Origin of the sequence: Azospirillum doebereinerae (assembly GCF_003989665.1) — a bacterium.
Taxonomy (GTDB): Bacteria; Pseudomonadota; Alphaproteobacteria; order Azospirillales; family Azospirillaceae; genus Azospirillum; species Azospirillum doebereinerae.
The window spans coordinates 1-25,931 of record NZ_RZIJ01000011.1 but is presented as its reverse complement, the minus strand read 5'-3'; the positions used below and the strand labels follow the sequence as shown (position 1 = coordinate 25,931).

Genomic DNA, 25,931 nt, shown 5'->3' with positions numbered 1-25,931 from the left:
TCGGGGGACGGCGCGGTCTTGCCGGTTCTGTAGGTCGTTCCGTCTGGGGGCTCAGCGCAGGGCAACCGGGTAAGCCCTTCTCCCCTTGAGGGAGAAGGGTTGGGATGAGGGGTATTCCGCCGAAGGCGGAAAGATTTGCGCCCCCTCACCCCAACCCCTCTCCCGCAAGGGGAGAGGGGCTTCACCCGGTTGCCTTGGTGCTCAGCGCGCGGGCTGGGCGCGGTCGTCCTCGAAATACTCGCTGTTGGTGGCCGCGATGCGTTCGATGGCGTCGAAGACGGTGCGCAGATGGGCGCGCATCGCCTCCTCCGCCCCGTCCGCGTCGCGGGCGCGGGTGCGGTCGATCAGGGTGCGGTGCTGCTCGAAGATCATCGCCAGCCAGTCGGTGCTTTGCAGCGACAGGCAGCGCACGCGGTCGAGTTGGGCCTTGACGTCCTGGATCAGATTCCACACCGCCGGGCGGCCGGCGATGCGGATCAGGTCGGCGTGCATGGCCTCGTCCGAGGCGAAGAAGGAATCGGTGTCGTTGGCGGCGACGGCGCGCTCCTGCTCGGCCAGATGGCGGTCGAGGACCAGCGCCTGGGCGAGGTCCATGCGCTCGGCCGCCAGCCGGATCGTGCGGCATTCCAGCGTCTCGCGGACGAACTGGCTGTCGGCCACCGCCTCCAGCTGGATCGGCGCCACATAGGTGCCGACCTGCGGGACGATGCGCAGGAAGCCGTCGTCGGACAGCCGCCGGAAGGCGTCCCGGATGGGGGTGCGGCTGACGCCGAACTGGGCGGCGGTCTTGGTCTCCGACATGGCCTCGCCCGGCCGGAGCTGGCCGTTGAGGATGGCGCTGCGCAGCACGTCGTAGACGTCGTGCAGGCGGGGTCCACGGGCGAGCGAGGCGGCGATGGGAAGGGGCATGGGAGGAAACACCGTTCGGGCAACCAACTTGCATACTAGCGTACAAGCACCGCGCCGCCGCCGCAACGTGAAAATAGGGCGAGGCTTGCGGCCTCGCCCTTCGGGGTAGCGTCGGGGTGTTTTCGGGTGGGAGCCGGCGGGGTCTTCCCCGCCCGGTCAGGGCAGTGTCGCGCCGGTGAAGGGGTTGGTTCCCAGCGCCGCCAGCGCCGCCCAGGCGGTCGCGCCCAGATGCGGGCGGCGGTAATAATGGAAGTCGTCGGTCTTGCTGTCCGGCCCGATGGCCAGCCCGGTGGTCAGCACCGCCGGACGGGTCGCCCACAGGAAGCCGCCGGGGCTGATCTCCGTCAGCAGTTCCGCGAACAGGCGGTCGGCGTCGGCCCGGCGGCCGAGCGCGCGGTAGGTCAGCGCGCCCTGCGCGGTGCCCTCCACCCACATCCCGTCGCGGTCGTCGTTGAAGTCGAAACCGCCCTCCACCCCATGGGCGCGCTCGGCGTAGGCGAGCGCCGCCGCCCACGCCTCCGGCGGGTCGCGCAGCAGCAGCGGCCAGAGCTGCGCGTCGAGCCCGGAGGTGGCGTGGCTGATCGTCACCCCGTCCGGCGCGGTGCCGATGGGGAAATGCCCGTTGCCCGCCGCCCAGGCCGCGTCGAGAAAGCCGCGCGCCGCCTTCGACGCCGCCGCCCACTCACCGCCCAGCCGGTCGAACAGGGCGACCAGATCGGTGTTGTGCTCGGTGGATTTCCAGGTCAGCGGCTGCGGCGCGTTGTCGAAGCCCTGGAGACCGCCGTTGAAGCCGCCCGGCCCCTTCGGGTCGCGGGTCTTGTCCACCACCCAGCGGGCCAGCGTCGCGGCGCCCTCGCGGAACCGCCCCTCCCCCGTCGCGTCGCCGAGCGCCACCAGCGCCAGCCCGGCCCAGGCGACGTTCCCGGTGGCGGTGCCGAGCTGATAGGGGTCCTCCAGCCAGCGGTTCTCGACCACGTCCCACCAGCCCATCGGCGGGATGGGGCGCTGCTTCTGGGCGCCGGCCCGGTAGGTGTTGCGCAGCCGGCCCTTGCGCCCGGCGCGGTCGAGGTTGGTCGCGTCGAGCAGCGCCTCGCCGATGCGCAGGGCCTGCGGCCCCTTCCCGCAGGCGGTCAGCGCGATGATCGCCAGCGCGTTGTCGTAGGTGAAGGCGGCGTTGGCCAGCGCCGGCTCCGTCGTCGGCCCGGCGGCGAAGGCGTTGTCGTAGCTGCGCAGGAAGACCGGGCCGGAGCCGGGGATCTCGTCCACCCGCGCCGCCAGCGTGGCGCAGGTTTTGGCCGCCAGCTCTGCCGCCGGGCCGGGGGGCGGCGTCTGCGCCGAGGCGCCTCCCAAGCCGACCAGCAGCCCCATCAGCGATCCCGCCAGCGACCCCAACGCCGCGCGGCGTCCCCTGCTCACCCAACCCATGACGACCCGACCACCGCGCAATTCACGACAGCGGCAGATATGGCCCGCCCGGACGCCGCCCGCAACCGGACAAGACGCGGGTGGGGCGATCAGGCGCGGGGGCCGCGCATGCCGTCGACGCTGTAGCGCCCGGCGCCCGAGGCGACCAGCGACAGGTAGCCGCCGATGATGGCGAGATTCTTCATGAACTGGATCTGCTGCATCTTCATGGCGTCGGGCGCCGCGTCCCAATAGCGGTGGGCGATCAGCGTGGCCGCCACGGTGAAGCCGGCGACCAGGATCGCCGCCAGCCGGGTCCAGGCGCCCAGCACCACCGCCAGCCCGCCGAAGCACTCGACCACCGCGCCGACGGTGCCCAGCACGGCGGCCATCGGCACGCCCTGGCTCTCCAGCCCGGCGATGAAGCCGCCGAGCCCCATCAGCTTGCCGAAGCCGCTCTGCACGAAGATGGCGCCCAGCAGGATGCGGGCGGCCAGCAACAGCAGGTCCCGTCCGCCCACCGCCGTCCGGTCCATCCAGCCGGCGTTCACATCGTTGTCGATCATCGCACCCACTCCCCGAAAGCCCGTCCGGCCCGATGCCGGCGCGCTTTTCCAGAACGGTGGACGCCGCCGCCCGGTCCGCTATTCCATCCGGACATCCCTTTTCGGCCGTCACAGGCCCAAGGACGCGACCCAGGCTTGGCCCAAGCTGAGCCCGCCGTCGTTGGCCGGGGCCTTGCGGGGCAGCAGCGCCGCGATCCCGGCGGCGGCGAAACCCTCGGCCAGCCCTTGCGCCAGCACGCCGTTCATCAGGCAGCCGCCCGACAGCGCGATCAGCCGCAGGCCCCGCCCGCGCAGCACCGGCAAGGCCCAGTCGATCAGGGCGGCGGTCAGCGTGCCGTGGAACAGCTCCGCCCCCTCCACCGCGTCGGCCACGGTCAGCAGCCGTTCCAGCAGGGGCGTGAGGTCCAGCACGCCGTCCGCGACGCGCCACGCGCCAGGGGCGAGCCGGGGGCGGCGGACCAGGGACTCCAGCAGAATCGGCGCCTCGCCCTCGAAGCCGGCGACCGGTCGCACGCCGAGGATGCCGCAGGCGGCGTCGAACCAGCGCCCGCAGGAACTCGTCGGCGGCGCGTTGACGCCGCCCTCGATCATCCGCCGCACACCCTCGGCCGGGCCATGGCTGGCGAGACGGGAAACGATCTCGTCGCCCCGCCCCATCCGGACCAACGCCGCCGCCGCCATCCGCCAGGGCTGGCGCGCGGCGAGGTCGCCGCCGGGTTGGGCCAGCCGCGCCAGATGGCCGAGGCGCTCGGCGCGGCCCCCCTCCACCAGCAGCATCTCCCCGCCCCAGGACTCCCCGTCCATGCCCAGCCCGAACCCGTCCAACGCCAGCCCCAGCGCCGATTCCCCCACCCCATGCTCCGCCAGCACGGCGGCGACGTGGGCGTGGTGGTGTTGGACCGCCACGGTCGGCAGGCCCATGCGCTCGGCGAAGCGGGTGGACTGGAAATCGGGATGCCGGTCATGGGCGACCGCCACCGGCTCCACCCCCAGGACGTGAAGCAGATGGGCGACGGTCTCCTCCAGGAAATCCAGCGTCGCGAGGTTGTCGAGGTCGCCGATGTGCTGGGACAGGAACGCCTCGTCGCCGCGCGTGACGCAGATTGTGGCCTTCAAATGCCCGCCGACCGCCAGGACCGGCGGCACGGGGCGGGACAGTTTGATCGGCTCCGGCACATGGCCGCGCCCGCGCCGCAGGAAGGCCGGGGCGCCGGCCAGCCAGCGGACGACGCTGTCGTCGGCGCGGACGACGATGGGACGGTCGTGGTCGACGATGGTGTCGGCGATGCCGGCCAGCCGCTCCCGCGCCTCCGCGTTGCCGATGGCGAGCGGTTCCCCGCCGGGGTTGGCCGAGGTCATCACCAGGGCCAGCGGCTGCGGCTCCTCCATCCAGGCGGTCCCGGCGGGGCGGCCGGCGGCCTCGTGGAAGATCAGGTGGTGGATCGGCGTGTAGGGCAGCAGCACCCCCAGCCACGCCAGACCGGGCGCGACGCCGGGGGCAAGAAAGGGAGCGTCGTCGCGGCGGCGCAGCAGCACGATGGGGCGGGCCGTTCCCTCCAGCAGCGCCCGCTCGCCGTCACCGAGGTGGACGAAGCGCTCGGCCGAGGCCGCGTTGGCGACCATCAGGGCGAAGGGCTTGCCGTTGCGCTGCTTGACCCGGCGCAGGCGCTCCACCGCTTGCGTGTCGGCGGCGTCGCAGGCGAGGTGGAAGCCGCCCAGCCCCTTGACGGCGACGATCCTCCCGGCCTTCAGATCGGCCAGGATCGCCTCGGGCGGGTGGGACAGGCGCGGGCCGCAGTCGGGGCAGGCGGTCGGCTGGGCGTGGAAGCGGCGGTCGGCCGGATCGGCGTATTCGGCGGCGCAGGCCCGGCAGAGCGGAAAGCCCGCCATCGCCGTCTGCGGCCGGTCGTAGGGCAGCCGCCGCGTGATGGTGTAGCGCGGCCCGCAATGGGTGCAGTTCAGGAACGGGTAGCGGTAGCGCCGGTCGGCGGGGTCGAACAGCTCCGACAGGCAGGCCGGGCAGACGGCGGCGTCGGGGGCGACGCCGGTGGCGACCGGACCGTCCGACCGGCTGTGGCGGATGGCGAAACCCCTCTCGTCCGGCTGGACAGGACAGCGGGTGGCCTCCACCGCGTCGATGCGGGCCAGCGGCGGCGCGTCGGCCGACAGGGCGGCGCGGAAGGCGGCGGTGGCGGCGCCCTGCCCTTCCAGCAGCACGCCCTCGCCGTCGTTCAGCACCCAGCCGGTCAGGCCGAAGCGTCCCGCCAGGGCGTGGACGTGCGGGCGGAAGCCGACGCCCTGCACCCGCCCGCGCACCCGGACCCGCCACCGCTCGACCGTGCCGGCCGTCATGGAACCCCCGATCACTCTCCACCGCTCCGCGAGAACGGCATCATAGCGGCGGACACGGCGGCCCGGAAAGATTGCGGAATCGATCCAGGTCCAAGCCCTCGCAAAGCCTGGCAAAAAAATATCATGAAACCGTCACAGGCTTCTTTCTTTCAGAACGAAAACATTGCTGACGCAATACATCACAAAGAACCGTTTTACCGGTCGGATGTCACCGCTGTAATCTTTCCACGATCCGTTGGACCACAGGCGCGACGCGGGCGGATGGACGGGCGGATCGGTCGTCGTGGCTGGCGGAAAGGGTGCTCTCAATGCCGGTGGACTCAGGCCCCTACGCCCTGATGGCCGAACTTCTCGACAGCGTCAACGTCGGCGTCTGCCTGTTCGACTCCGGCGATCACGCCCTGCTGTGGAATCGCAGCTTCCTGACCCTGTTCCCCGAGCATGACGGCCACATCCACGCGGGCGAGCATTATGCGCTCAACCTGCGCCGATTCTACCTGTCCCGGCTGGACCCGGACGAGCTGCCGCTGATCGACCGCTACATCGAGGAAGGCGTCGCCCGCCATCGCGGCCAGACCCAGCCCTTCGTCTTCCAGCACCGCGGCCAATGGGTGCGCGTCGCGGCGACGTCCACGGCCGATGGCGGGCGAGTCCGGGTGTGGACGCCGCTGGCCTCGCCGACCGGGGCCGGGCAGTGGAACCGCCCGAGCGCCGCCCAGCCCGGCCCGAACGCCAACCCCGAGGAAGCCTTTCTGGAGCAGTTCGCCGACGGCGTCATGCTGCTGGACGACGACGGCCGGATCGCCAAGGCGAACGAGCAGGTGCTGTTCCTCTACGACGTGCCGCGCAAGGCAGACCTGATCGGGCTGCGCTACGACGAGCTGCTGAACGCGGTGTGGCGCGGCCAACGCCCGCCGGCCTCGCTGACGGAACGCCAGCGCTTCAACGGCGCGCCCTTCGAGGTCGAGCTTCCGGGCGACCGCTGGCTGCGCGTGGCCGAGCAGCGCGGCGTCGACGGCATCGCCTACAGCACCCACGTCGACATCACCGAGATGAAGCGCCTCCAGACCGCCCTGAACCGCGCCAAGGAGGAGGCGGACCGGGCGAGCGCGGCGAAATCGCGTTTCCTGGCGATGATCAGCCACGAAATCCGCACCCCGATGAACGCCATCATCGGCATCGGGCGGATCGCGCTGAAAGCCACCGCCGAACCGGGCTTGCGCGGCTATCTGGAGACGATCAACGCCTCGGCCGGGCGGCTGCTGGGCATCATGAACGACCTGCTGGACTTCTCGAAGATCGAGGCCGGCAAGGTCGAGATCGTCGCGCAGCCCTTCTCCCTGGACGAGGTGCTGGAACCGCTCGGCGATCTTGTGATGGGCAGCGCCAAGGCGGGCGGCGGCGCCAAGCCCGGCGACATCGAGGTGGCGATCCGCGTCGCCCCCGGCACGCCGGACCGGCTGGTCGGCGACCCGCTGCGGCTCGGGCAGGTGCTGGCCAACCTGACCGCCAACGCCCTGAAATTCACCGAGCGCGGCGAAATCCTGGTGACGGTGGAGGAGGTCGCGCGCGCGGGCGGTTCCGTGACGCTGGGCTTCCAGGTCGCCGACAGCGGGATCGGCATCGACGCCGCCCAGCAGGGGCAACTGTTCCAGCCCTTCGTCCAGGCCGACGACATGACGACGCGGCGCTACGGCGGCACCGGCCTCGGCCTGACGATCTGCAAGCAACTGGTCGATCTGATGGGCGGCGCCATCACCCTGTCCAGCGCGCCGGGCCGGGGCAGCCGCTTCGGCTTCACCGTGGATCTCCAACTGGCCCCGAAGGGTGCGGACGCCCCGGCCCGGCTCGCCGGGCGGGTCTTGGTGGTGGACGACCACCCGGCCGCCCGCGCCGCGCTGGCGGAGATGGTCACGGCGCTGGGTTGCGAGGCGGTGGAGGCGGAATCGGCGGTGGCCGCGCTGCTGGCGGCCGAACAGGCGGCGGCACAGGGGCGGCCGGTGGCGGCGGCGCTGGTCGATTGGCCGGCGCCGGGCTGGGACGGCCGGGCGGCGGTCATCCCGGCGCTGGCGCTGGTCCCGGCCAAGGCGGAGGTCCCGCTCCAAACCCCCGAATCCGGCACCGGCGTGGCCGGCGTGCTGTTCAAGCCGGTCACGCCCGGACGGCTGCGCGACCGGCTGGCCGGGCTGCTGGGCGGCCAGGGCGACCGGACGGCGAAGCCGGCGGCGGAGCGGCGTGACCTGTCGGCTCTGCGCGGCGCCCGCGTGCTGCTGGTCGACGACAACGCGCTCAACCGCGAGGTGGCGCTGCACCTGCTGGCGGAGGCCCGGGTGACGGTGGAGGTCGCCGAGAACGGGCTCCAGGCCTTCGAGCGCGTCGGGCGCGGCGACTACGACCTCGTGCTGATGGACATTCAGATGCCGGTGATGGACGGGCTGGAGGCGACCCGCCGCATCCGCCGCCTGGAACAGGACCGGTTCCGCGACCTGCCCATCGTCGCCATGACGGCCCAGGCCATGTCCGCCCACCGGCAGGCCAGCCGCGAGGCCGGGCTGGACGAGCATCTGGCCAAGCCCATCGAGCCGGACCGGCTGTTCGACACGATGCTGCGCCTGATCGACCCGGCCCGGCTGACCGGGCGCCAGCCGCCGCCCCCCGCCGACGACGGCCCCGCCGGCCGCGACGGCGGCGGCCCGCGCCTGGAGGACATCGCCTGCGGGGACATCGTCCAGGACGCCCGGCGGGCCGGGCTGGATTGGGACGCGGCGCTGCGGCGCGTCGACAACGACCCCACCACCCTGCACCGGCTGATGCGCAGCTTCCGCCGGGATTGCGCGGACTACCCCGCCGCGCTGGTCGCGGCGGTCGCCGCCGGGGACCAGGAGCGGATCCGCTTCCTGGCCCACGCGCTGCGTTCCTCCTGCGCCTACATCGGCGCGATGGAGCTGTCGCGGCTCGCCGGCCGGGTGGACGAGGCGGTGCGGACCGACCAGTCCAGCCTCGGCGCCGGTCTGGCGACCGACCTCGCCGGCGATCTGGCCCGGCTGCTGGAACAACTCTCCGGCCTGTGCCCGGTGGCGAACGGAACGGCGGCGGCCCGGACGGCAGCGATCCGGACGGCGGCGCTGACCGACGACACCGCTCTGGAGCCGTCGATCCGCCGGCTGGCCGGGCTGCTCGGCATGGCCGACCTGCGGGCCGAGGAGGTGTGGAGCGACCTGCGCGAGCGGCTCGACCCGGCGCACCGGGACTTCGCCGCCGATGTCGACACGCTTCTGGACGACCTGCGCTACCCCGAGGCGCTGGACCGCCTGCGCGACTTCGCCACGACGCGCGGCATGGCCCTGACCGCGCCACCACGGAACCGGGTGGAAGCCAAATCGCCCGAGCATCTTTAAAACATCTTAAATACGGCGCATCCACCGGCGATTGTGCGATTGCCGTGCGCAGTAATGGCCTGTTAGTCTTTGTGGGTTAACGCTTATGCACCGCATCGCACTGTAAGCCCCGGCCCCGCACCGGGGCGGGAGCCTCCATATGGGCCGCATTCTCAGCCGTCTGTCCTTCGCCCAGAAACTCGTCTCGCTGACCCTGGCCGGCACCATCGCCAGTTGCGCCGCCACGCTGTTCGTCGCGCTCTACTTCATCGCCACCGACCTGAAGCGTCAGGAGATCGACCGGCAGGACATGAACATCCGGGTGGCGCGGGAAATCCTGAACCCCCGGAACCAGCCCTACCATCTGAGCGACGGCAAGCTGATGGTCGGCGACACGCCGCTCGAAGGCACCTTCGAACATGTGGACCGCATCAAGACGGCGCTGGGCATCACCGTCACCATGTTCCGCGACAACAACCGCATCGCCACGACCCTGGTGAACAAGGACGGCAGCCGCGCCACCGGCTCCAAGATGCCCGAGGACATCCATCAGCGGGTGATCGGGCGCGGCGAAAGCCTGCTCGGCGAATACCCGGTGCTGGGCGTCAACTACCTCGTCAGCTACGTGCCCCTGAAGGATCCGTCGGGCAAGACGATCGGTGCCTTCGCGGTCGGCATGCCCTCGGGCGAGTTCTACGCGCTGGTCGGCGAGCTGGGCTGGCGGATCGGCGGCGCGTCGCTGCTGGTCGGCGTGCTGCTGTGCCTGGGCATCTTCGTCTATGTGAAGCGCCAGATGGGCGCGCTCCAGCACCTCGTCACCGCCATCGACGCGCTGGGCCACAAGGACTACGCGACCACGGTCGAGGAGACCGACCGCGCCGACGAGATCGGCGAGATGGCGCGCGCCGTCGCCGGTTTCCGCGACGGTCTGGCCAACGCCGACCAGCTCGCCCGCCACCAGCGCGAGGTCGAGGAGCAGCAGGCCCGCCGCCACGCGGAGATCGACGCGGCGACCCGCAGCTTCGCCGGCAAGATCGACGTGGTGGTCCGCGCGGTCAACGACTCGGCCCAGCGCATGCGCGGCAACGCCGAACGGCTGACCAACAGCGCCGAAAGCACCCAGGAGGCCGCCAGCAGCGTGTCGAGCGCCGCCGTGCAGGCATCGAGCAACGTCGAGACCGTCGCCGCCGCCGCCGAGGAATTGTCGGCCTCCATCGGCGAGATCGGCCGCCACGTCGGCGAGGCGACCCACGTCGCCACCCGCGCGGTGACCGAGGCGCAATCGACCAACGACACCGTCCGGGGCTTGGCCAACGCCGCCAACCGCATCGGCGAGGTGGTGGAGCTGATCAACTCCATCGCGGCGCAGACCAACCTGCTGGCGCTGAACGCGACCATCGAGGCGGCGCGCGCCGGGGAGGCCGGCAAGGGCTTCGCCGTGGTGGCGAGCGAGGTGAAGAACCTCGCCAACCAGACCGCCAAGGCGACGGAGGACATCCAGACCCAGGTCGCCGGCATCCAGGGCGAGACCCAGGCGGCGGTGGGCGCGATCTCCGCCATCGTCGAGACGATCCGCCGCATCAGCGACATCACCGCCACGGTGTCGGAAGCGGTCGGCCAGCAGGGCGCCGCCACCCGCGAGATCGCCCGCAACGTGCAGGAGGCCTCCACCGGCACCCACGCCGTGACCTCCAGCATCGAGGACGTGTCGCGTCAGGCCCGCGACACCGGGACCAGCGCCGAGGAGCTGCTGGCCGCCGCCGGCAACCTGCTCGGCGAATCGCGCACCTTGTCCAGCGAGGTGTCGAGCTTCCTGTCGGTGGTGCGCAAGGGCTGAGACTTGCCCCTCCCCATCCCTCCCCCGCTTCGCGGGAGAGGGGGCAGGACGCTTGCCGGCGTTCGGCGGAGTTCCCTCTCCCGCCAAAGGCGGGGGAGGGTTAGGGAGGGGGCAAGCCGCCGCAGCCCCTCACCCCGGCGGCGTGCGCCCCGCCGCCAGCCAGCCCGACGGCGTCAGCCGCAGCAGTTCCGGCCCGCTGCCGGCCGGGTTCGGCTCCAGCGTGACCAGTTCCCGGTTCTCGAACCACGCCCAGCGCGACACCTCGGCCGTGCTGCCGGCCCAGCCCTCGGCCAGACGCTTGAGCACCTCCAGATCGGCCGAGGCGATGGGGAATTTCGGACGGGCCGGCGGACGGGCGGACGCGGCGGCGGGCACCGGCAGGGGCGGCGCGTCGGCCCCGGCGTGGGCGCGGATCCAGTCGGTCTGGTAGCCGCGCAAGGCCTGCTCCAGCTCGGCCCGCGCGGGCTCCGCCGGGCAGCGCAGGTAGCTGTCCAGCAGCGCGCGCAGCGCGTCCTTCGGGTCGCTCATCTCACCAATCCCCCTTAAAGCCAGCCCGTCCGCTTGAAACGGACGTACAGCCCGACGCAGACCACCGTGATGACCGCCAGCACCGCCGGGTAGCCGTAGCGCCAGTGAAGCTCGGGCATGTGCTCGAAGTTCATGCCGTAGAGGCCGGCGATGGCCGTCGGCACGGCGAGGATGGCGGCCCAGGCGGCCAGCTTGCGCGTCACGTCGTTCTGCCGCGCGGCGGCCAGGATCATACTGGTTTCAAAGGCGAAGGACAGCAGTTCGCGCAAGGAGCCGATCTGCTCGTTGACGCGGATCACGTGGTCCTGCACGTCGCGGTAATAAGGCCGGATGTCGGCGTCGATCATCGGCAGGTCGAAGCGCTCCAGCCGCGAGCAGACCTCCAGCAGCGGGGCGGCGACGCGGCGCAGGCGCTCCAGGTCACGGCGCAGCTGGTGGATGCGCTCGATCTCCGCCGTGCCGGGCGGGCGGGCCATCATCGACGTCTCCAGCTCCTCCACCACCCCGCCCATCTGGTCGAGCACCGGGAAATAGCAGTCGACCACGTAGTCCATCACCGCGTAGACCACGAAATCCTCGCCGTGCTTGAGCAGCTGCGGGGCGCTCTCGCAGCGTGCCCGCACCGGCGAATAGGTGGTCGAGGCGCCGTGCCGCACCGTGACGACGTAGCCGGTACCGGCGAAGATGTGGGTCTCGCCCAGCACCAGCTCGTCCTGTTCCAGCCGCGCCGTGCGCAGCACCATGAACAGGCTCTCGCCGTAGACCTCGACCTTGGGGCGCTGGTGGGCGTGCAGCGCGTCCTCCACCGCCAGCTCGTGCAGGCTGAACTGGCGCTTGACCTCCATCAGCAGGGCCTCGTCCGGCTCGTGCAGGCCGATCCAGACGAAATGCCCCGGACGCGCGGTCCAGGCGCCGGCTTCGGACACCGGCACGTCGGCGATGCGGCAGCCGTCGCGGTAGACCGCGCTGGCGACCACGCAGGAGGAGGACGGGAGAGCAACACTCATGGAGGAAAAACACGCGACGCCGGGGTTGGGACGGGCACTCTAACGGGGATCCCCGCCAGCGTCGATGGGGCCCTGGACGATGGGCAGGGGACGCCGCCGCAGGTCTCGCGTGCGCATGGCGGCCATGCATCGTCTCGATTGTCTCTGTTTTATCCGCATTGTCTCTTTTTCCTTGTCACGATGTTGCGCACCGTCCAGTCAGAGATGGAGAAGAACCTTACTAACACTTTGATAAATTTCAGCCTATCACGTCAATTCCAGAGCGGCTCCTCGTGCTGTGACCGAAAAGTTACATCCGACATCGGAAATGTAGTGGTGACAATATTCGATTTGACCCCGTCGCCACGATCTCCATAATCCTGATTGTCTCGATTGTTCGAGGCCTTATGCGCCAGATGATGGAGGATCCGATGCGCCACACCGACGCCACCCGCAGCCCCGGCCCGTACACCGCCGCCAACGGCGAGGCCCGTGCCGTCACCCGCGTCGCCGGCGCCGGTTTCCTCTGGACCATCGTGGAGGTGCTGTTCGCGGCGCTGGAGCGGCGCAAACAGCGGCGCGCCCTGATGGGCCTCGACGACCATCTGCTGAAGGACATCGGCGTCAGCCGCAGCGAGGTCGAGCAGGAAGTCGCCAAGCCGTTCTGGCGGGGATGAGACGATGGCCGTGCAACCCCTTTCCCAGCCGGTCCAGTACGCCGTCGAACCGGATCTGAGCGCCGACGCCTTCATCGACGTCCTGCACCGCTCCGGGCTGGCCGAGCGCCGGCCCGTGGCGGACGTCCCCCGCGTCGAGGCGATGCTGCGCAACGCCGGGCTGATCGTCACCGCCCGGCTGGACGGCGCCCTGGTCGGCGTCGCCCGCTCGGTCACCGACTTCGTCTATTGCTGCTACCTGTCCGATCTGGCGGTGGACCGCGCCCTCCAGGGGCGCGGCATCGGCAAGGAGCTGATGCGGCGGACCCGCGACGCGGTGGGGGAGGGCACCATGTGCCTGCTCCTCTCCGCGCCCAAGGCCGTCACCTTCTACGAGCAGGCCGGCATGAAGCGGCACGAGCAGGCCTTCCTGTTCACCGACCTGCCCTGACCGGGCGAAAGCCCGAGCCCATAGGAGATTTCACGCCATGACGGACCTTGCGATCTCCTTCGCGGACGTGGCGGGGGCGGCGGAGCGGATCGCCGGCGTCGCCCACCGCACCCCGGTCCTGACCTCGGCCACCGCCGACGCCCTGACCGGCGGCCGCCTGTTCTTCAAGTGCGAGAACTTCCAGCGCACCGGCGCCTTCAAGATCCGCGGCGCCTACAACGCCATCTCGCAGTTTGACGACGTGCAGCGCGCCGCCGGGGTGGTCACCTATTCGTCGGGCAACCACGCCCAGGCCATCGCGCTGGCGGCCCGGCTGCTGGGCGTCAAATCCACCATCGTCATGCCGATGGACGCCCCCGCCGCCAAGCTGGAGGCCACGCGCGGCTATGGCGGCGAGGTGGTGCTCTACGACCGCTACGCCGAACCGCCCGACGCCGCCGTCGCCCGGCTGATGGCCGAACGCGGCGGCACCTTCATCCCGCCCTTCGACCATCCCCACGTGATGGCCGGCCAGGGCACCGTCGCCAAGGAACTGATCGAGGAGGCCGGCACCCTCGACCTGCTGCTGGTCCCGACCGGCGGCGGCGGGCTGCTGTCGGGCTGCGCCGTCGCGGCCAGGACGCTCAGCCCCGGCTGCCGCGTCGTCGGCATCGAGCCCGAGGCCGGCAACGACGCCCAGCAGAGCCTGCGCAGCGGCTCCATCGTGAAGATTGAGCCGCCCAAGACCATCGCCGACGGCGCCCAGAGCCGCAGCGTCGGCCAGCTGACCTTCCCGGTCCTGCGCCGTCTGGTCGACGGGATCGAGACGGTGAGCGACGCCGATCTGGTCGAGGCCATGCGCTTCCTCGCCACCCGGCTGAAGCTGGTGGTGGAGCCGACCGGCGGGCTGGCCCTGGCCGCCGTTCTGTCCGGCCGGATCGACGTGCGGGACAAGCGCGTCGGCATCGTCGTCACCGGCGGCAACGTGGATCTCGACCGCTTCGCCACGCTGGTGCGGGCCGCCTGAAGCGTCCACCCGGACGGCTCTCCAAAACCAACCACTCCTTTCCACCACCCGCCCCATCCCAGGGAGCCTTCCATGCGCCTGCCCATCTATCAGGTCGACGCCTTCACCGACCGCGTGTTCGCCGGCAACCCGGCGGCGGTCGTGCCGCTGGAGTCCTGGCTGCCCGACGCGCAGCTCCAGGCCATCGCGGCGGAGAACAATCTGGCGGAAACCGCCTATGTCCTGCGCGGCGAGGACGCCTTCGAGCTGCGCTGGTTCACCCCGGCGGTCGAGGTCGATCTCTGCGGCCACGCCACCCTGGCGACCGCCTTCGTCCTCTCCACCCTGCTGGAGCCCGGCCGCGACCGCCTGGACTTCGTCACCCGGCAGGCCGGCACGCTGACCGTGACGCGCGAGGGCGACCTCTTCACCCTCGACTTCCCCAGCCGCCCGGCCGAGCCCGTCGCCTCCCCCGACCCGCGCCTCGCCGCGGCGCTGGGCGGCCCGGCCCCGTCGGCGATCCTCGCCGGCCGGGACTATCTGGTCGTCTACGACAACGAGGAGCAGGTCCGCGCCCTCTCCCCCGACATGGGCGCGCTGGCCAAGCTCGATCGTTTCGCGGTGTGCGCGACGGCGCCGGGCAAAGGCGGGGTGGATTTCGTCTCGCGCTTCTTCGCCCCGGCCCAGGGCATCCCGGAGGACCCGGTCACCGGCTCCGCGCACTGCACGCTGATCCCCTATTGGGCGGAGCGGCTGGGCAAGACCACGCTGACTGCCCGGCAGGTCTCCGCGCGCGGCGGGGAACTGGCCTGCGCGCTGGCCGGCGACCGGGTGAAGATCGGCGGCAAGGCGGTGCTGTATCTGGAAGGCAGCATCGTCGTCTGACGCAGCGTCCGTGGCGCCGTGTCCGTCAGGGAAGCGGCGTCACGGATTTTGCCGCCGCGCCGGGCGGGATTGTCTGCTAATCCTCGGCGGACACCGCCCGGATCGGCCCTCCATGAGCAACACCCCGCTTCTTGCCCTGGCGCTTTACGGCGTCGCCCTCGGCGTCGCCACGCTTCTGCTGCGCCTTCTCCCGGCGGGCGCCCTGCCGGAGTCCGGAGCGGGGCGCTTCCGCGCCATCGACGGGCTGCGCGGCCCGCTGGCCTACGGCGTGTTCATCCACCACGGCGTCATCACCTGGGGCTGGCTCTACACCGGCCAATGGGTGGCGCCGGAGTCGCGGCTGGCCGTCCATCTCGGGCAGTCGAGCGTCGCCCTGTTCTTCATGGTCACGGCCTTCCTGTTCTGGACCCGCGTCCTCGACAGCCGATCAAGGATGGACTGGGCCGCCTTCGCCCTCTCCCGCGCCTACCGCCTCTACCCGGTCTATCTGCTGGCCTGGACCGGCGCCGTCCTGATCGCCTTGGCCTCGACCGGCTTCGCCCCCAAGGTGGATGCCTTGTCGATGGTCCGCTCGCTGATCGGCTGGGCGACGTTCAAAACGCCGGCCGTCAACGGGATGGAGAACGCCGGGCAGATCGTCGCCTACGCGACGTGGTCGCTGAAATACGAGCTGCTGTTCTACGCCGCCCTGCCCGGTTTGGCCTTCCTGCTGCGCCGTTCGGGGCGGCGGGCGGCCGCCCTCGGCTCGCTGGGGGCGACGGTCGCCGTCTACGCCTATTTCCGGGGGTTCAGCCCGGTCATCCTCGCCTGCTTCCTCGGCGGCTTCGCGGCGGCCCATTGGGTCCGCCGGCCGGAACTCGCGGCCTTCGGGCGGTCCGCCGCAGGTGGCGCCGTCGCGCTGGCGGCGCTGGCCGGGACCGTCGCCGGCTTCGACACGGCCTACGCGCCTCTCCCGCTGCTGGGGCTGAGCGTGGTCTTCCTCGCCATCGCCTCCGGCCAGAGCTTCGGCGGGGTTCTGGCGTGGCGGCCGGTGCTGTGGCTGGGGGAGATCAGCTACGGCGTCTACCTGCTGCACGGGCTGGTGATCTGGCTCGCCCTCACCGGCAACGCCGCGCTGCCGGGCGCCGTGCGGGAGGACGGGACGCTCTTCGCCGCCGCGTTGGCCGGAGTCGGCGCCCTGGTCGTGCTGCTCGCCAGCGCCGTCCACCTCACGGTGGAGCGTCCGGCCATGGCGCTCGGCCGCCGGCACGCGGCGCGTTTGAAAACCGCCCCGCCGCGTCCGGCCCTGGACAGCGCCGGCGCCTGAGCAAGACAGGCCGGCGGCGCCGTCAGGAGGGCCTCGTCAGTCGCGGGCGCCCGCCAGCGCGCCGGTCAGCCGGGTGCGGATCGCCGCGACGGCGCAGTCCAGCGGACGGTCGGCGTCCGGCTTCGGCACGCTGTTCGACACGTCCGGGCACATCTCCTCCATCTTCCACGCGCGCGGCGGCGGCGGGGGCGAGGCGTTGGCGTCGCAGGTGGCCGGGTCGGGGTGGGTCTCGTCGGTGTTGCCGTTGGCCGGCTTGACCTCCAGGTTGGGCGACACGCCGAAGCAGTCGACCAAGCCCCCGGACGGGCGGAAGTAGCGCGCCGTGGTCAGGCGGATGCCGGTGTCGGCGCTGAGCGACGAGATGGTCTGCACCGACCCCTTGCCGTAGGAGCGCGTGCCGAACAGCAGCGCCCGCCCGTGGTCCTGCAGGGCCCCCGCCACGATCTCCGACGCCGAGGCCGAGCCGCTGTTGATCAGCACCACCACCGGCAGCCCGGCCAGCAGGTCGCCCGAGGTGCCGTGGTAGGCCCGCGTCTCGTCCGGGTCGCGGCCGCGCACGGTGACGATGTCCACCGCCTCCAGGAAGCGGTCGGCGACGCTGACCGCCTGCTCCAGCAGCCCGCCGGGGTTGTTGCGCAGATCGACCACCGCGCCGGACAGCCGGCCGTTGGACTGGCGCCGCATGTCCTCCACCGCCGCGTCGAGCGCCGAGGTGGTCTGCTGGTTGAAGGTGGCGATGCGGATGTAGGCGACGTCGCCCTCCAGCCGGTAGCGCACCGGGTGGATCTTCACGATGGCGCGGGTCAGCGACACCTTGCTGCCGGGCTCGGTGGCCGGCGGGCGGCGCACGCTGAGCGCGACCGAGGTGCCGACCGGCCCGCGCATGCGCGCCACCGCGTCCTGGAGGTTCAGCCCCTTCACCGCCACGTCGTCGATGCGCGCGATCAGGTCGCCGGTGCGCAGGCCCGCGCGCGCGGCGGGGGAGCCGTCGATGGGCGAGACGACGCGGATCAGCCCGCTCTCCTCGTCCATGGTGACCTCGATTCCCAGGCCGCCGAACTCGCCCGAGGTCTGTTCGCGCAGGTAGCGGTAGCGCTCGGAATCGAGGAAGCTGGAATAGGGGTCGAGACCGCCCAGCATGCCGTCCAGCGCCGCCTCGGTCAGGGCGCGGTCGCTGGCGCGCGGGGTCTCGGCCTTCTTCTTCTGGAGGCCCGTCACCGCCTTGTCGACCAGCACCTGCGGGTCGTAGGGCTTGACATGCTCGGTCAGCACCCGGCGCATCGCGTCGGAGAACAGCACGTAGTTGCGGTCGGCGCTGGACAGGCTGCCGTAGCCGCGCGTCTTGGCGAATTCGGCGCGGTAGCGGTCGAGCGCCGCCACGGTGTCGGCCCGGCTGGTCGGAGCGACCGCGCAGGCCGGTCCGATCGCCACCATCATCAGCAGCAAGGCCGCCAGCAGTTTCGCCATCCTAGGCCCCTCTCGACTGGCCGGACCGGCCGGCGTAATCACGCGCATCGCATACGTTACCAGGGGGTTTCGCAAGTGGAACGACCCTAGCATGCCGTCGTTGTCGTCTCAAAGTCCACCCCGGTTCCGGCATTGAGGGGAAGGCCGGAACCGGAAATGGGGGGCGCCAAGCGGCTTGTCCCGCGCCCGAAGGGGGGCGGAACGGCGTGAACGGATGCTCTCCTTCGTCGAGGAGGGCTTTCCGCCCTCCGACTCCAGGCTTCAATAGGCGCCGCTGCCCTTCACCATGACCCGCACGGTGCGCAGCATGATCGTGATGTCGCTCCAGAAGTTCCAGCCGACGACGTAGGCGGTGTCCAGCTGGACCCGGCGCACGTAATCCACGTCGCTGCGCCCGCTGACCTGCCACAACCCCGTCAGCCCCGGCCGGCACTGCGCGTAGAAGGGGAAACAGGCGTGGTAGAAGGCGACCTCGTCGTCCACGATGGGACGCGGGCCGACCAGACTCATCTCGCCGCGCAGCACGTTGAACAGCTGGGGCAGCTCGTCCAGGCTCGACCGGCGCAGGAAGCGCCCGACCCCGGTGATGCGGGGATCGTTGCGCAGCTTGCGCGTGGCCGCCCATTCGGCCCGCGCCTCCTCGTCCTCGGCCAACAGCCGATCCAGCGCGTCGTTGGCGTCGATCACCATCGAGCGGAACTTCAGACAGGTGAAGGACCGCCCGTCGGCGCCGACGCGGCGGTGGCCGAAGACCGCCGGCCCGCCATCCTTGGCGACCAGCCAGGCGACGACCAGCATCAGCGGTCCGAACAGCAGGATCAGGCCGGCCGCGCCGACAACGTCGAAGCCGCGCTTCACGCGGTGGGCGTACAGAGGCTGTCTGTTGGGCAAGCGCGCCATCGCCTGCGCGGCCGATGCGGTCCCGGCAAGCGCGCCGGGATCCAAACGGGGGGCGCCCAAACGGACGGTGGTCAGCATCGCCATCGGAACCTCTCTTCGCAGATCGTCCTAGGTCTGGGCATAGGATCATCCGAGAGAGGCAACAGCCAGCGCGCGGAAGGGGTCCTTCCGACGGGACCGGCGGCGCGGCAACGATGGGGTAGCTCGGGCGAAACGGCCGCCCATCCGGCCAATGGTCCTTCGCCCCCAATCACCGACCGGCGCGCGCCTCGGCCAAACCGTCCTCGATCCAGTCGTACCACGCCCGCAGCCCTTGACCGGAGGTGGCGGACAACGCGATGACCGCCAGAGAGGGTTTCAACCGTTGCGCGTGATCGATCAGCCTCTCCACATCCATCGACAGATGCGGCAGCAGGTCGGTCTTGGTGACGACCAGCAGGTCGGCGGCGGCGATCAGATCCGGGTGTTTCAGGGGCCGGTCCTCCCCCTCCGTCACCGGCAGCAGCAGGATCCGGTGGGTTTCCCCCAGATCGGCCCCGGCGGCGTGGGCGGGGATGGGAGCGGCCTCGATGAACAGCACGCTGTCCTCCGCGAGACCCAGCCGGTCGGCCGCCGCCCCCACGGCCATCGCGTCGAGGCGCCCCGTGGAGGACTGGGTGGCGGCTTCGGCCTGGACGACCGCCGCACCGGTGGCGCGGAGGCGGGCGGCGTCGAGGCCGGTCCGGGGATCGTCCACGACCGCCGCCATCGGGACGCGGTTCTTCAACTCGGTCAGGGTGCGAGCCAGCAAGGTGGTCTTGCCGGCGCCGGGGTTGGACAACAGCGTCATCACGAACACGCCAGCCTCCGCGAAGCGCCGCCGATTGGCCGAGGCCGCCGCATCGACGCGCGGGCCGTTGCCATGGTGGCTGTGGCGGAAGACGCGCCCGTCGGGGCCGACATGGTCGTGCTCACCCTCGTCGTCAGGGTGCGACGCGTGCCGGTGGACGGGCACGGCGACGGGGCGGCGGTAGACCTTGCCGTCGGGGCCGATGTGCTCGTGATCGGGGTGCTGATCGTGGTCCGCGGGCATCAGGCGGGGCTCTCCTTCTCTCGAATCGGAATCGGGCCGGCGCCGCCGGCTTCCTCCAGCGTGACGGTGCAGGCGACGCAGGGGTCGCGCAGGGCGACCAGCAGCCGCGCCCGCTCCGCCAGATCCGGCCCGGCCGGCAGCGCGGCCAGCCCGCGCGCCAGCGGCCCGTCGGCGGCGCAGTTCCATTCGGTCGGCGCCACGGCGCGGAAGTCGGCGATCCGCCCGTCGGGACCGAGCCGCAGCCAATGGGCCAGCCGCCCGCGCGCCGTCTCCACCACCCCGCAGCCGACGCCGGGGGCGGCGGAGACCAGGAAGGCCACGGCGGGCACGGCGGGGCGGACCCGTCCGGTCGCTTCGGCCATGTGCCGGGGCAGCGCCGCCATGTCGGCCAGCCGGGCGGCGAGCAGCGCCGCCAGCCCGAAGCCGTGCCGCTCCGCGACCGAGACGACCAGCGGGTGATCGGCGCGGCGGGCCAGCGATCCGGTGTGTGCGGGGGCGCCGTCATGATGCGGGCGGGCGGAAAATCCGGGATCGGCGGCGAGCCGCTCGGCAAACCAGGATGGGCGCCGCTCGGCCAGGGCCTCGACACCGACGGCGCCCTGTCCAGCAAGGCGGGGATCCAGCAGCCGCGCGGTCAGCCGGGCGGCGGCGGTGGCGCCCAGCGCGGCCCAGGCGGCGAGCGCGTCGTGGTCGGCCGGGCATGGGCCGGCGAAGATTTCGGCCTCGATCCAAGCGGCGATGCGCGCCACCGGATCGGCAAGGCCGGCCGGGTCGGGCCGCAACGCCCCGCCGCCCGGCCGCAGCCCGTCCCGTCCCGGATACAGCGCCTCGTTCAGGGCCGTCACGGCGGCGCGCAGCGCGCGCAGGCCTTGCGGGGCGGGCCGCTCGCCGAGCAGCGCCGGCCATGCCATGGCGGCCTGCCACCCGTGGCTGTCGGCCGCCTCGGCGTCGAGCATCAGCGCGCGGGCCGGCGCGTGGGCCGACGCGTCGAGACCCAGCGCCGCCTCGCAGGCCATCGCGGCGGCCAGCCCCTGGGCGGTGCCGCACAGGCTGAACAGCAGGGGGACCAGCCGGACCGCCTCCTCCGGCGTGCGACCGGCCAGCGCGCGGGCCACGGCGGCGGCGGGGCGGCGGACCGCGACCTCGGCCCGCCGGACGGCGCCGTCGGCAACCAGCAGGCGGACCGACACGACGCCCTCGATGGCGGAGGCTGTGGCTGGAGTCATGGAAGCATGAGGGGCTGGCACGGGTTCGCGGTGGAGACCGCCGGCACAGTGCCGCGCATCGCCGGGACGGTCAACGCCAAGGCCGGACAAGACCAAGCCATTGGGGCCGGGCCATTGGGACCGAACCCGCGAGGCCGGGCGCTAAAGCCCCGCTCCGGCTTGGAAATTCGATTTAGAGTGTGTCGGTTTCCGTAGGAAACGTGTCATGCTCGGGCTTCCGGGCGCGACCGTCGCCCCTGTCGCACGGATCCCGGCCCCTGGAGGCCGGACGGGGTCCGATGGCGCCGCGGCCGTTCCGCCGCCCCTTCCGCCCGCCGGGCATCCCCTTGCCGGAGACCTCCGCATGCGCATCCGCCTCGGATACGAGCTGACCTACAATTTCACCGGCCCCACCCCGATGATCGTGATGCTGAACACGCATTACACGCGCGTCGCCCATCTCGAACGCCCCGACCACATGATCACCACCCCGCCGGTGCCGGTCCAGGGCTACCGCGACAGCTTCGGCAACTGGTGCAACCGTCTGGTCGCCCCGGCGGGCAGCCTGAAGCTCACCACCGACAGCGTCATCTGGGACGATGGCCAGCCCGACCCGGTCGACCTGACCGCCGTGCAGCACGCGGTCCAGGATCTGCCGGCGGACACGCTGCAATTCCTGCTCGGCAGCCGCTATTGCGAGACCGACGTGCTGTCGGCCGAGGCGTGGCGGCTGTTCGCCGACACCCCCACGGGCTGGGCGCGCGTGCAGGCGATCTGCGACTTCGTCCACAAGCACATCACCTTCGGCTACGAGCATTCCCGCCCGACCCGCACCGCCGCCGAGGCCTACGCCGAGAAGCGCGGGGTCTGCCGCGACTACGCCCACCTCGCCGTCGCCTTCTGCCGCTGCATGAACATCCCGGCGCGCTACTGCACCGGCTACATCAGCGACATCGGCCTGCCGCCGCCCTACGATCCCGGCGATTTCGCGGCCTGGATGGAGGTCTACCTCGGCGGGCGCTGGCATGTCTTCGACCCGCGCAACAACGTCCGGCGGATCGGCCGCGTGCTGATCGCGCAGGGCCGCGACGCCGCCGACGTGCCGCTGACCCACACCTTCGGGCCGAACACGCTGACCAGCTTCCGGGTCTGGACGGACGAAATCCCCGCCTGATGCCCTGTTTGCCGGCCCGCCGGCCAGCCCCGGAACGCCCGCTCGCGTTCCGGGGACGGGGAGCGCGCCCGCGCCTTGGCTAAAACGCAGCACGAATTTCAAAAGGTCGCCGAGAGGGCACCGTAAAAAATCGACGGCCCTGTCTTGTCGCCGCCAAAGCACGGCCCGCAGTTTTCGCCTGCCATCGTAATTTTCGAGAGGACGGAGGATCGAGGGATTTTTCCCGATATCGAACGTGTTCCTGGATTTATTTAAGGGGTACAGGCGCGATAGTGTTTTGAAATTCACCATCGGAAGACCATATTAATATCGATATTTTCTGAAATGGCGGTTCAAGCGGCGATGACTCATGCGAAGACACTGCCGCCCGCCACGAAACGGGGAGGCGACCGCTGGACGCAGGTCGCGTTCCTGACCGGCAAGCTGGCCGCGCGGTCCGGGGCGGTGCCCTCGACCAACCCGCATCCGGCGGGCAGCGAGTCCGCCAAGGGCTGGCAGGACGGCTGGCAGTCGCAGGCCCAGGCCGCGAACCGCCCCGCTCCGGTGCCGGCGCCCTCCCCGATGGCCGTCCCCCCTGCCGGCGATATCCGGCCCCTCCGACTTGAAAGCGAGCTGACGATGGATTTGCTGAAACGACTGCCCGACATGGCCGACGCCGATCTCGGCACTTTGGGCGCCAACGCCGAACGCCTCGCCCTGAACGGCAACGCCAAGCAGAAGACCGCCGCCCAGGCGGCGCTGCCCGCGATCCAGGAGGAATTGGCCGTGCGCCAAGCCCGCAAGGCCGCCGCGACGGCGGCGACCAAGGCGGCCGGGCGCGGGCGCCGCAAGGCGGCGGTCGTGGCGGCGGCTGAAGCCGCATCGGAATCGGCATGAACGCATACCGGATGGCCGGAGGCCAACCATGAACAGCCAGAAATTCCACATCGGCCAGATCGTCCATTTCTGCGAACCGGAGGTGAAACACGGCGCGCCGCGCGGCGACCACCGGGTGGAACGCTTCCTGCCACCGGACAGCGGCGAGAACCAGTACCGCGTCAAGGGAACGGAAACCGGGCGCGAGCGGGTCGCCCGCGAGAGCCAGCTCGGCGGCCGCATGGCGGTCGAGGCGCTGGCCCAGAGCCTCTACGAGGCCGAGAACGCCACCAAGGTGCCGTGGTCGACGCGCAACCGCATCGTCCGGGCGCCCTGGCTGAAGGCCGCCCTTCTCCAGCTCGCCGCAATCGAGAGCGCTCCGTGACGGAGCGCCGTCCAGGAGGGTCCCGATGCTCACGCGCAACACTCGAAGGACGGTCACCTTCACCCGCCCCTTCACCCTGAACGGTCTCGACGGCGCGCAGCCGCCGGGCCGCTACGTGGTGGAGATGGAGGAGGAACTGATCGAGAGCCTCTCCTTTCCCGCCTACCGCCGGACCTCCACAGTGATCCTGATGCCGGGCGCGCCCGGCGGCCCGGTCGTGATGCAGGCGGTGGAGGTCGATCCCGACGAGCTGGACGCGGCCGAGCGGCGCGACGCCTTGTAAAGCCGATCGCACGGCTCCCGAGCCTGCAAAAGAAAACGCCCGCTTCGGAGGACCGGAGCGGGCGTTTGAATGTCTGCCGATCGGAAACCGGCCGTCACCGGGTCGGGATCGGCGGCGTCTGCGAGTAGTCATAGAAGCCGCGGCCGAACTTCTTGCCGATCCAGCCAGCCTCGACATACTTCACCAGCAGCGGGCAAGGACGGTACTTGCTGTCGGCCAAGCCCTCGTAGAGGACCTGCATGACCGCCAGACAGGTGTCCAGACCGATGAAATCCGCCAGCTCCAGCGGTCCCATCGGGTGGTTGGCGCCCAGCTTCAGCGCCGTGTCGATGGCCTCGACGCCGCCGACGCCCTCGTACAGGGTGTAGACCGCCTCGTTGATCATCGGCAGCAGGATGCGGTTGACGATGAAGGCCGGGAAATCCTCGGCCACCGCCGCCGTCTTGCCGATGGCCTGGGTCAGCTCCTGAACGGCGGTGAAGGTCGGCTCGTCGGTCGCGATGCCACGGATCAGCTCGACCAGCTGCATCACCGGCACCGGGTTCATGAAGTGCATGCCGATGAACTTGGCCGGACGGTCGGTCGCCGCCGCCAGACGGGTGATCGAGATCGACGAGGTGTTCGTCGCGATCAGCGCCTCGGGCTTCAGGTTCGGGACCAGCTTCTTCAGAATGTCGCGCTTGAGCGCCTCGTTCTCCGTCGCGGCCTCGATCACAAGATCGGAGTCGGTGAAGACCGTCAGGTCGGTGCCGGTGACGATGCGGGCCAGCGCCGTCGCCTTGTCGGCCTCGGTCAGCTTGCCCTTCTGGATCTGGCGGTCGAAGTTCCGGCCGATCCCCGCGAGCGACTTGGCGATGACCTCCTCGCTGATGTCGGAGACGACGACGTCATAGCCCGCCTGCGCGCAGACCTGGGCGATGCCGCTGCCCATCTGGCCGGCACCGATGATACCAATCTTCTTGATCGTGGACATTGGGCTTTTCCGCGGGGATGGGGGGAACGGGGACCGGACGGGCCAGCCGTCTTAGCGGGCCTTGTCCAGCGCGGCCGTCAGTTCCGGCACCGCCTTGAACAGGTCGGCGACCAGACCGTAATCGGCGACCTGGAAAATGGGCGCTTCCTCATCCTTGTTGATCGCGACGATGACCTTGCTGTCCTTCATGCCGGCGAGGTGCTGGATGGCACCGGAAATGCCGACGGCGATGTACAGCTCGGGCGCCACGATCTTGCCGGTTTGCCCGACTTGGTAATCGTTGGGAACGAACCCCGCGTCCACGGCGGCGCGGCTGGCGCCGACGGCGGCGCCCAGCTTGTCGGCCAGCGCCTCCAGCAGCGGGAAGTTCTCGCCCGACTGCATGCCGCGCCCGCCCGACACCACCACGCGGGCGGATGTGAGCTCGGGACGCTCCGACTTGGTCAGCTCGGCCGAGACGAAGCTCGACAGGCCGGCCGCGCCGGCCGCCGCGACCGACTCGACGCTGGCCGAGCCGCCTTCGGCGGCGGCGGTGTCGAAGGCGGTGGTGCGGACGGTCAGGACCTTGACCGGATCCTTGGACTGCACGGTGGCGATGGCGTTGCCGGCGTAGATCGGCCGCTCGAAGGTGTCGGCCGACACGACGCCCGTGATGTCGGAGATCGCCGCCACGTCGAGCAGGGCCGCCACGCGCGGCAGCAGATTCTTGCCGACCGAGGTCGCGCCGGCCAGCACATGGCCGTAACCACCCTTGGCGGTGGCGACGACCAGCGGGGCGACGTCCTCGGGAAGCTGGTGCTCGTAGGCCGCGTCGTCGGCCAGCAGGACCTTCGCGACGCCCGCCACCTTGGCGGCGGCGTCGGCCACGGCCTGCGCGCCCTTGCCGGCGACCAGCACGTGGACATCGCCACCAATCTGGGCGGCGGCGGTGATCGCGTTCAGCGTGGCGGGACGAAGCGCCGCGTTGTCGTGGTCGGCGATGACGAGAATGTTGGCCATGATCAGATCACCCGCGCTTCGGTCTTCAGCTTGTCCACCAAGGCGGCCACATCGGCCACCTTCACGCCCGCCTTGCGCTTGGCCGGCTCGACCACCTTCAGCGTCGTCAGACGCGGCGCCACGTCCACGCCCAGGCTGTCCGGGGTGACGGTCTCCAGCGGCTTCTTCTTCGCCTTCATGATGTTCGGCAGCGACGCGTAGCGCGGCTCGTTCAGTCGCAGATCGGCCGTGACGATGGCCGGCAGCTTGAGGTCCACCGTCTCCAGCCCGCCGTCGATCTCGCGGGTCACGGCAACGCTGCCCTCACCGGCAACGATCTTGGAGGCGAAGGTGCCCTGGCCCCAGCCCAGCAGGGCGGCCAGCATCTGGCCGGTCT

At 71.1% G+C, this 25,931-nt stretch carries 24 protein-coding genes; 11 read left to right on the top strand and 13 right to left on the bottom strand.

The window, feature by feature from the left end; all coding sequences use genetic code 11:
- Positions 1–201: 201 nt before the first annotated feature.
- From EJ913_RS15025 to hypF, 4 genes are all read right to left on the bottom strand, one after another.
- Complete coding sequence (locus EJ913_RS15025; protein ID WP_126999241.1) at positions 202–909, bottom strand: GntR family transcriptional regulator; 708 nt, start codon at positions 907–909, stop codon at positions 202–204.
- A gap of 156 nt (positions 910–1,065) precedes the next feature.
- The gene (locus tag EJ913_RS15020; RefSeq protein WP_126999239.1) at positions 1,066–2,334 is read right to left on the bottom strand and encodes a hypothetical protein; all 1,269 of its coding nucleotides are present in this window, start codon (positions 2,332–2,334) and stop codon (positions 1,066–1,068) included.
- Between the two features lie 89 nt (positions 2,335–2,423).
- Positions 2,424–2,879, bottom strand: a complete 456-nt coding sequence (locus tag EJ913_RS15015; RefSeq protein WP_126999237.1) for a DoxX family protein — start codon at positions 2,877–2,879, stop codon at positions 2,424–2,426.
- Positions 2,880–2,987: 108 nt separating this feature from the next.
- Positions 2,988–5,246, bottom strand: coding sequence for a carbamoyltransferase HypF (gene hypF / locus EJ913_RS15010; protein ID WP_244939364.1), 2,259 nt, complete (start codon positions 5,244–5,246; stop codon positions 2,988–2,990).
- A 293-nt stretch (positions 5,247–5,539) separates the two neighbouring features.
- On the opposite strand from hypF, the gene EJ913_RS15005 reads away from it, so the two are divergent.
- Positions 5,540–8,629, top strand: a complete 3,090-nt coding sequence (locus tag EJ913_RS15005; RefSeq protein WP_126999235.1) for a hybrid sensor histidine kinase/response regulator — start codon at positions 5,540–5,542, stop codon at positions 8,627–8,629.
- A gap of 139 nt (positions 8,630–8,768) precedes the next feature.
- The gene (locus EJ913_RS15000) at positions 8,769–10,445 is read left to right on the top strand and encodes a methyl-accepting chemotaxis protein (RefSeq protein WP_126999233.1); all 1,677 of its coding nucleotides are present in this window, start codon (positions 8,769–8,771) and stop codon (positions 10,443–10,445) included.
- A gap of 129 nt (positions 10,446–10,574) precedes the next feature.
- Here EJ913_RS15000 and EJ913_RS14995 read toward each other — a convergent pair whose 3' ends face one another.
- Positions 10,575–10,973, bottom strand: coding sequence for a hypothetical protein (locus EJ913_RS14995; RefSeq protein WP_126999231.1), 399 nt, complete (start codon positions 10,971–10,973; stop codon positions 10,575–10,577).
- 14 nt (positions 10,974–10,987) lie between these two features.
- Positions 10,988–11,980 (bottom strand): magnesium/cobalt transporter CorA, encoded by a 993-nt coding sequence (corA, locus tag EJ913_RS14990; protein WP_126999229.1) that lies wholly within the window; start codon positions 11,978–11,980, stop codon positions 10,988–10,990.
- 410 nt (positions 11,981–12,390) lie between these two features.
- On the opposite strand from corA, the gene EJ913_RS14985 reads away from it, so the two are divergent.
- The 5 genes from EJ913_RS14985 to EJ913_RS14965 all read left to right on the top strand — a co-directional run bounded on the left by EJ913_RS14985 (position 12,391) and on the right by EJ913_RS14965 (position 16,242).
- Positions 12,391–12,636 (top strand): DUF1127 domain-containing protein, encoded by a 246-nt coding sequence (locus EJ913_RS14985; protein WP_244939363.1) that lies wholly within the window; start codon positions 12,391–12,393, stop codon positions 12,634–12,636.
- A 4-nt stretch (positions 12,637–12,640) separates the two neighbouring features.
- Positions 12,641–13,066: a GNAT family N-acetyltransferase gene (locus tag EJ913_RS14980; RefSeq protein ID WP_126999227.1), complete on the top strand. Its 426-nt coding sequence runs from the start codon at positions 12,641–12,643 to the stop codon at positions 13,064–13,066.
- 37 nt (positions 13,067–13,103) lie between these two features.
- Positions 13,104–14,072: a threo-3-hydroxy-L-aspartate ammonia-lyase gene (locus EJ913_RS14975; protein WP_126999225.1), complete on the top strand. Its 969-nt coding sequence runs from the start codon at positions 13,104–13,106 to the stop codon at positions 14,070–14,072.
- 72 nt (positions 14,073–14,144) lie between these two features.
- A complete protein-coding gene (locus EJ913_RS14970; RefSeq protein WP_126999223.1) occupies positions 14,145–14,936 on the top strand; it encodes a PhzF family phenazine biosynthesis protein in 792 nt (263 codons plus the stop codon).
- A gap of 112 nt (positions 14,937–15,048) precedes the next feature.
- Positions 15,049–16,242 carry an acyltransferase family protein gene (locus tag EJ913_RS14965; protein WP_126999221.1) on the top strand — a complete coding sequence of 398 codons (1,194 nt, stop codon included), beginning with the start codon at positions 15,049–15,051 and terminating at the stop codon, positions 16,240–16,242.
- 36 nt (positions 16,243–16,278) lie between these two features.
- On the opposite strand, the gene EJ913_RS14960 is transcribed toward EJ913_RS14965, so the two are convergent.
- The 4 genes from EJ913_RS14960 to EJ913_RS14945 all read right to left on the bottom strand — a co-directional run bounded on the left by EJ913_RS14960 (position 16,279) and on the right by EJ913_RS14945 (position 20,907).
- Positions 16,279–17,709, bottom strand: coding sequence for a S41 family peptidase (locus EJ913_RS14960; protein WP_126999219.1), 1,431 nt, complete (start codon positions 17,707–17,709; stop codon positions 16,279–16,281).
- A gap of 261 nt (positions 17,710–17,970) precedes the next feature.
- Positions 17,971–18,693, bottom strand: a complete 723-nt coding sequence (locus EJ913_RS14955) for a sugar transferase (RefSeq protein ID WP_126999217.1) — start codon at positions 18,691–18,693, stop codon at positions 17,971–17,973.
- A 166-nt stretch (positions 18,694–18,859) separates the two neighbouring features.
- Positions 18,860–19,681: a hydrogenase nickel incorporation protein HypB gene (gene hypB, locus EJ913_RS14950; RefSeq protein ID WP_126999215.1), complete on the bottom strand. Its 822-nt coding sequence runs from the start codon at positions 19,679–19,681 to the stop codon at positions 18,860–18,862.
- A complete protein-coding gene (locus EJ913_RS14945) occupies positions 19,681–20,907 on the bottom strand; it encodes a nickel-dependent hydrogenase large subunit (RefSeq protein ID WP_126999213.1) in 1,227 nt (408 codons plus the stop codon). Before EJ913_RS14945 ends, hypB begins: the two co-directional genes overlap by 1 nt.
- 343 nt (positions 20,908–21,250) lie before the next feature.
- Here EJ913_RS14945 and EJ913_RS14940 point away from each other — a divergent pair, with 343 nt between their 5' ends.
- The 4 genes from EJ913_RS14940 (at position 21,251) to EJ913_RS14925 (ending at position 23,583) form a co-directional block, all read left to right on the top strand.
- Positions 21,251–22,060, top strand: a complete 810-nt coding sequence (locus EJ913_RS14940; RefSeq protein WP_126999211.1) for a transglutaminase-like domain-containing protein — start codon at positions 21,251–21,253, stop codon at positions 22,058–22,060.
- A 342-nt stretch (positions 22,061–22,402) separates the two neighbouring features.
- The gene (locus tag EJ913_RS32510; RefSeq protein ID WP_238522365.1) at positions 22,403–22,936 is read left to right on the top strand and encodes a hypothetical protein; all 534 of its coding nucleotides are present in this window, start codon (positions 22,403–22,405) and stop codon (positions 22,934–22,936) included.
- A 28-nt stretch (positions 22,937–22,964) separates the two neighbouring features.
- Positions 22,965–23,300, top strand: coding sequence for a hypothetical protein (locus tag EJ913_RS14930; RefSeq protein ID WP_126999209.1), 336 nt, complete (start codon positions 22,965–22,967; stop codon positions 23,298–23,300).
- A gap of 25 nt (positions 23,301–23,325) precedes the next feature.
- On the top strand, positions 23,326–23,583 hold the full coding sequence (locus EJ913_RS14925) for a hypothetical protein (RefSeq protein WP_126999208.1): 258 nt from the start codon (positions 23,326–23,328) through the stop codon (positions 23,581–23,583).
- A gap of 94 nt (positions 23,584–23,677) precedes the next feature.
- Here the strand turns inward: EJ913_RS14925 and EJ913_RS14920 are convergent, their stop codons facing one another.
- From EJ913_RS14920 to EJ913_RS14910, 3 genes are all read right to left on the bottom strand, one after another.
- Complete coding sequence (locus tag EJ913_RS14920) at positions 23,678–24,556, bottom strand: 3-hydroxybutyryl-CoA dehydrogenase (protein WP_126999207.1); 879 nt, start codon at positions 24,554–24,556, stop codon at positions 23,678–23,680.
- Between the two features lie 51 nt (positions 24,557–24,607).
- The gene (locus tag EJ913_RS14915; RefSeq protein ID WP_126999206.1) at positions 24,608–25,555 is read right to left on the bottom strand and encodes an electron transfer flavoprotein subunit alpha/FixB family protein; all 948 of its coding nucleotides are present in this window, start codon (positions 25,553–25,555) and stop codon (positions 24,608–24,610) included.
- 2 nt (positions 25,556–25,557) lie between these two features.
- Positions 25,558–25,931, bottom strand: a 374-nt coding sequence (locus EJ913_RS14910; RefSeq protein ID WP_425321114.1) for an electron transfer flavoprotein subunit beta/FixA family protein, incomplete at its 5' end; no start/stop codon positions are given.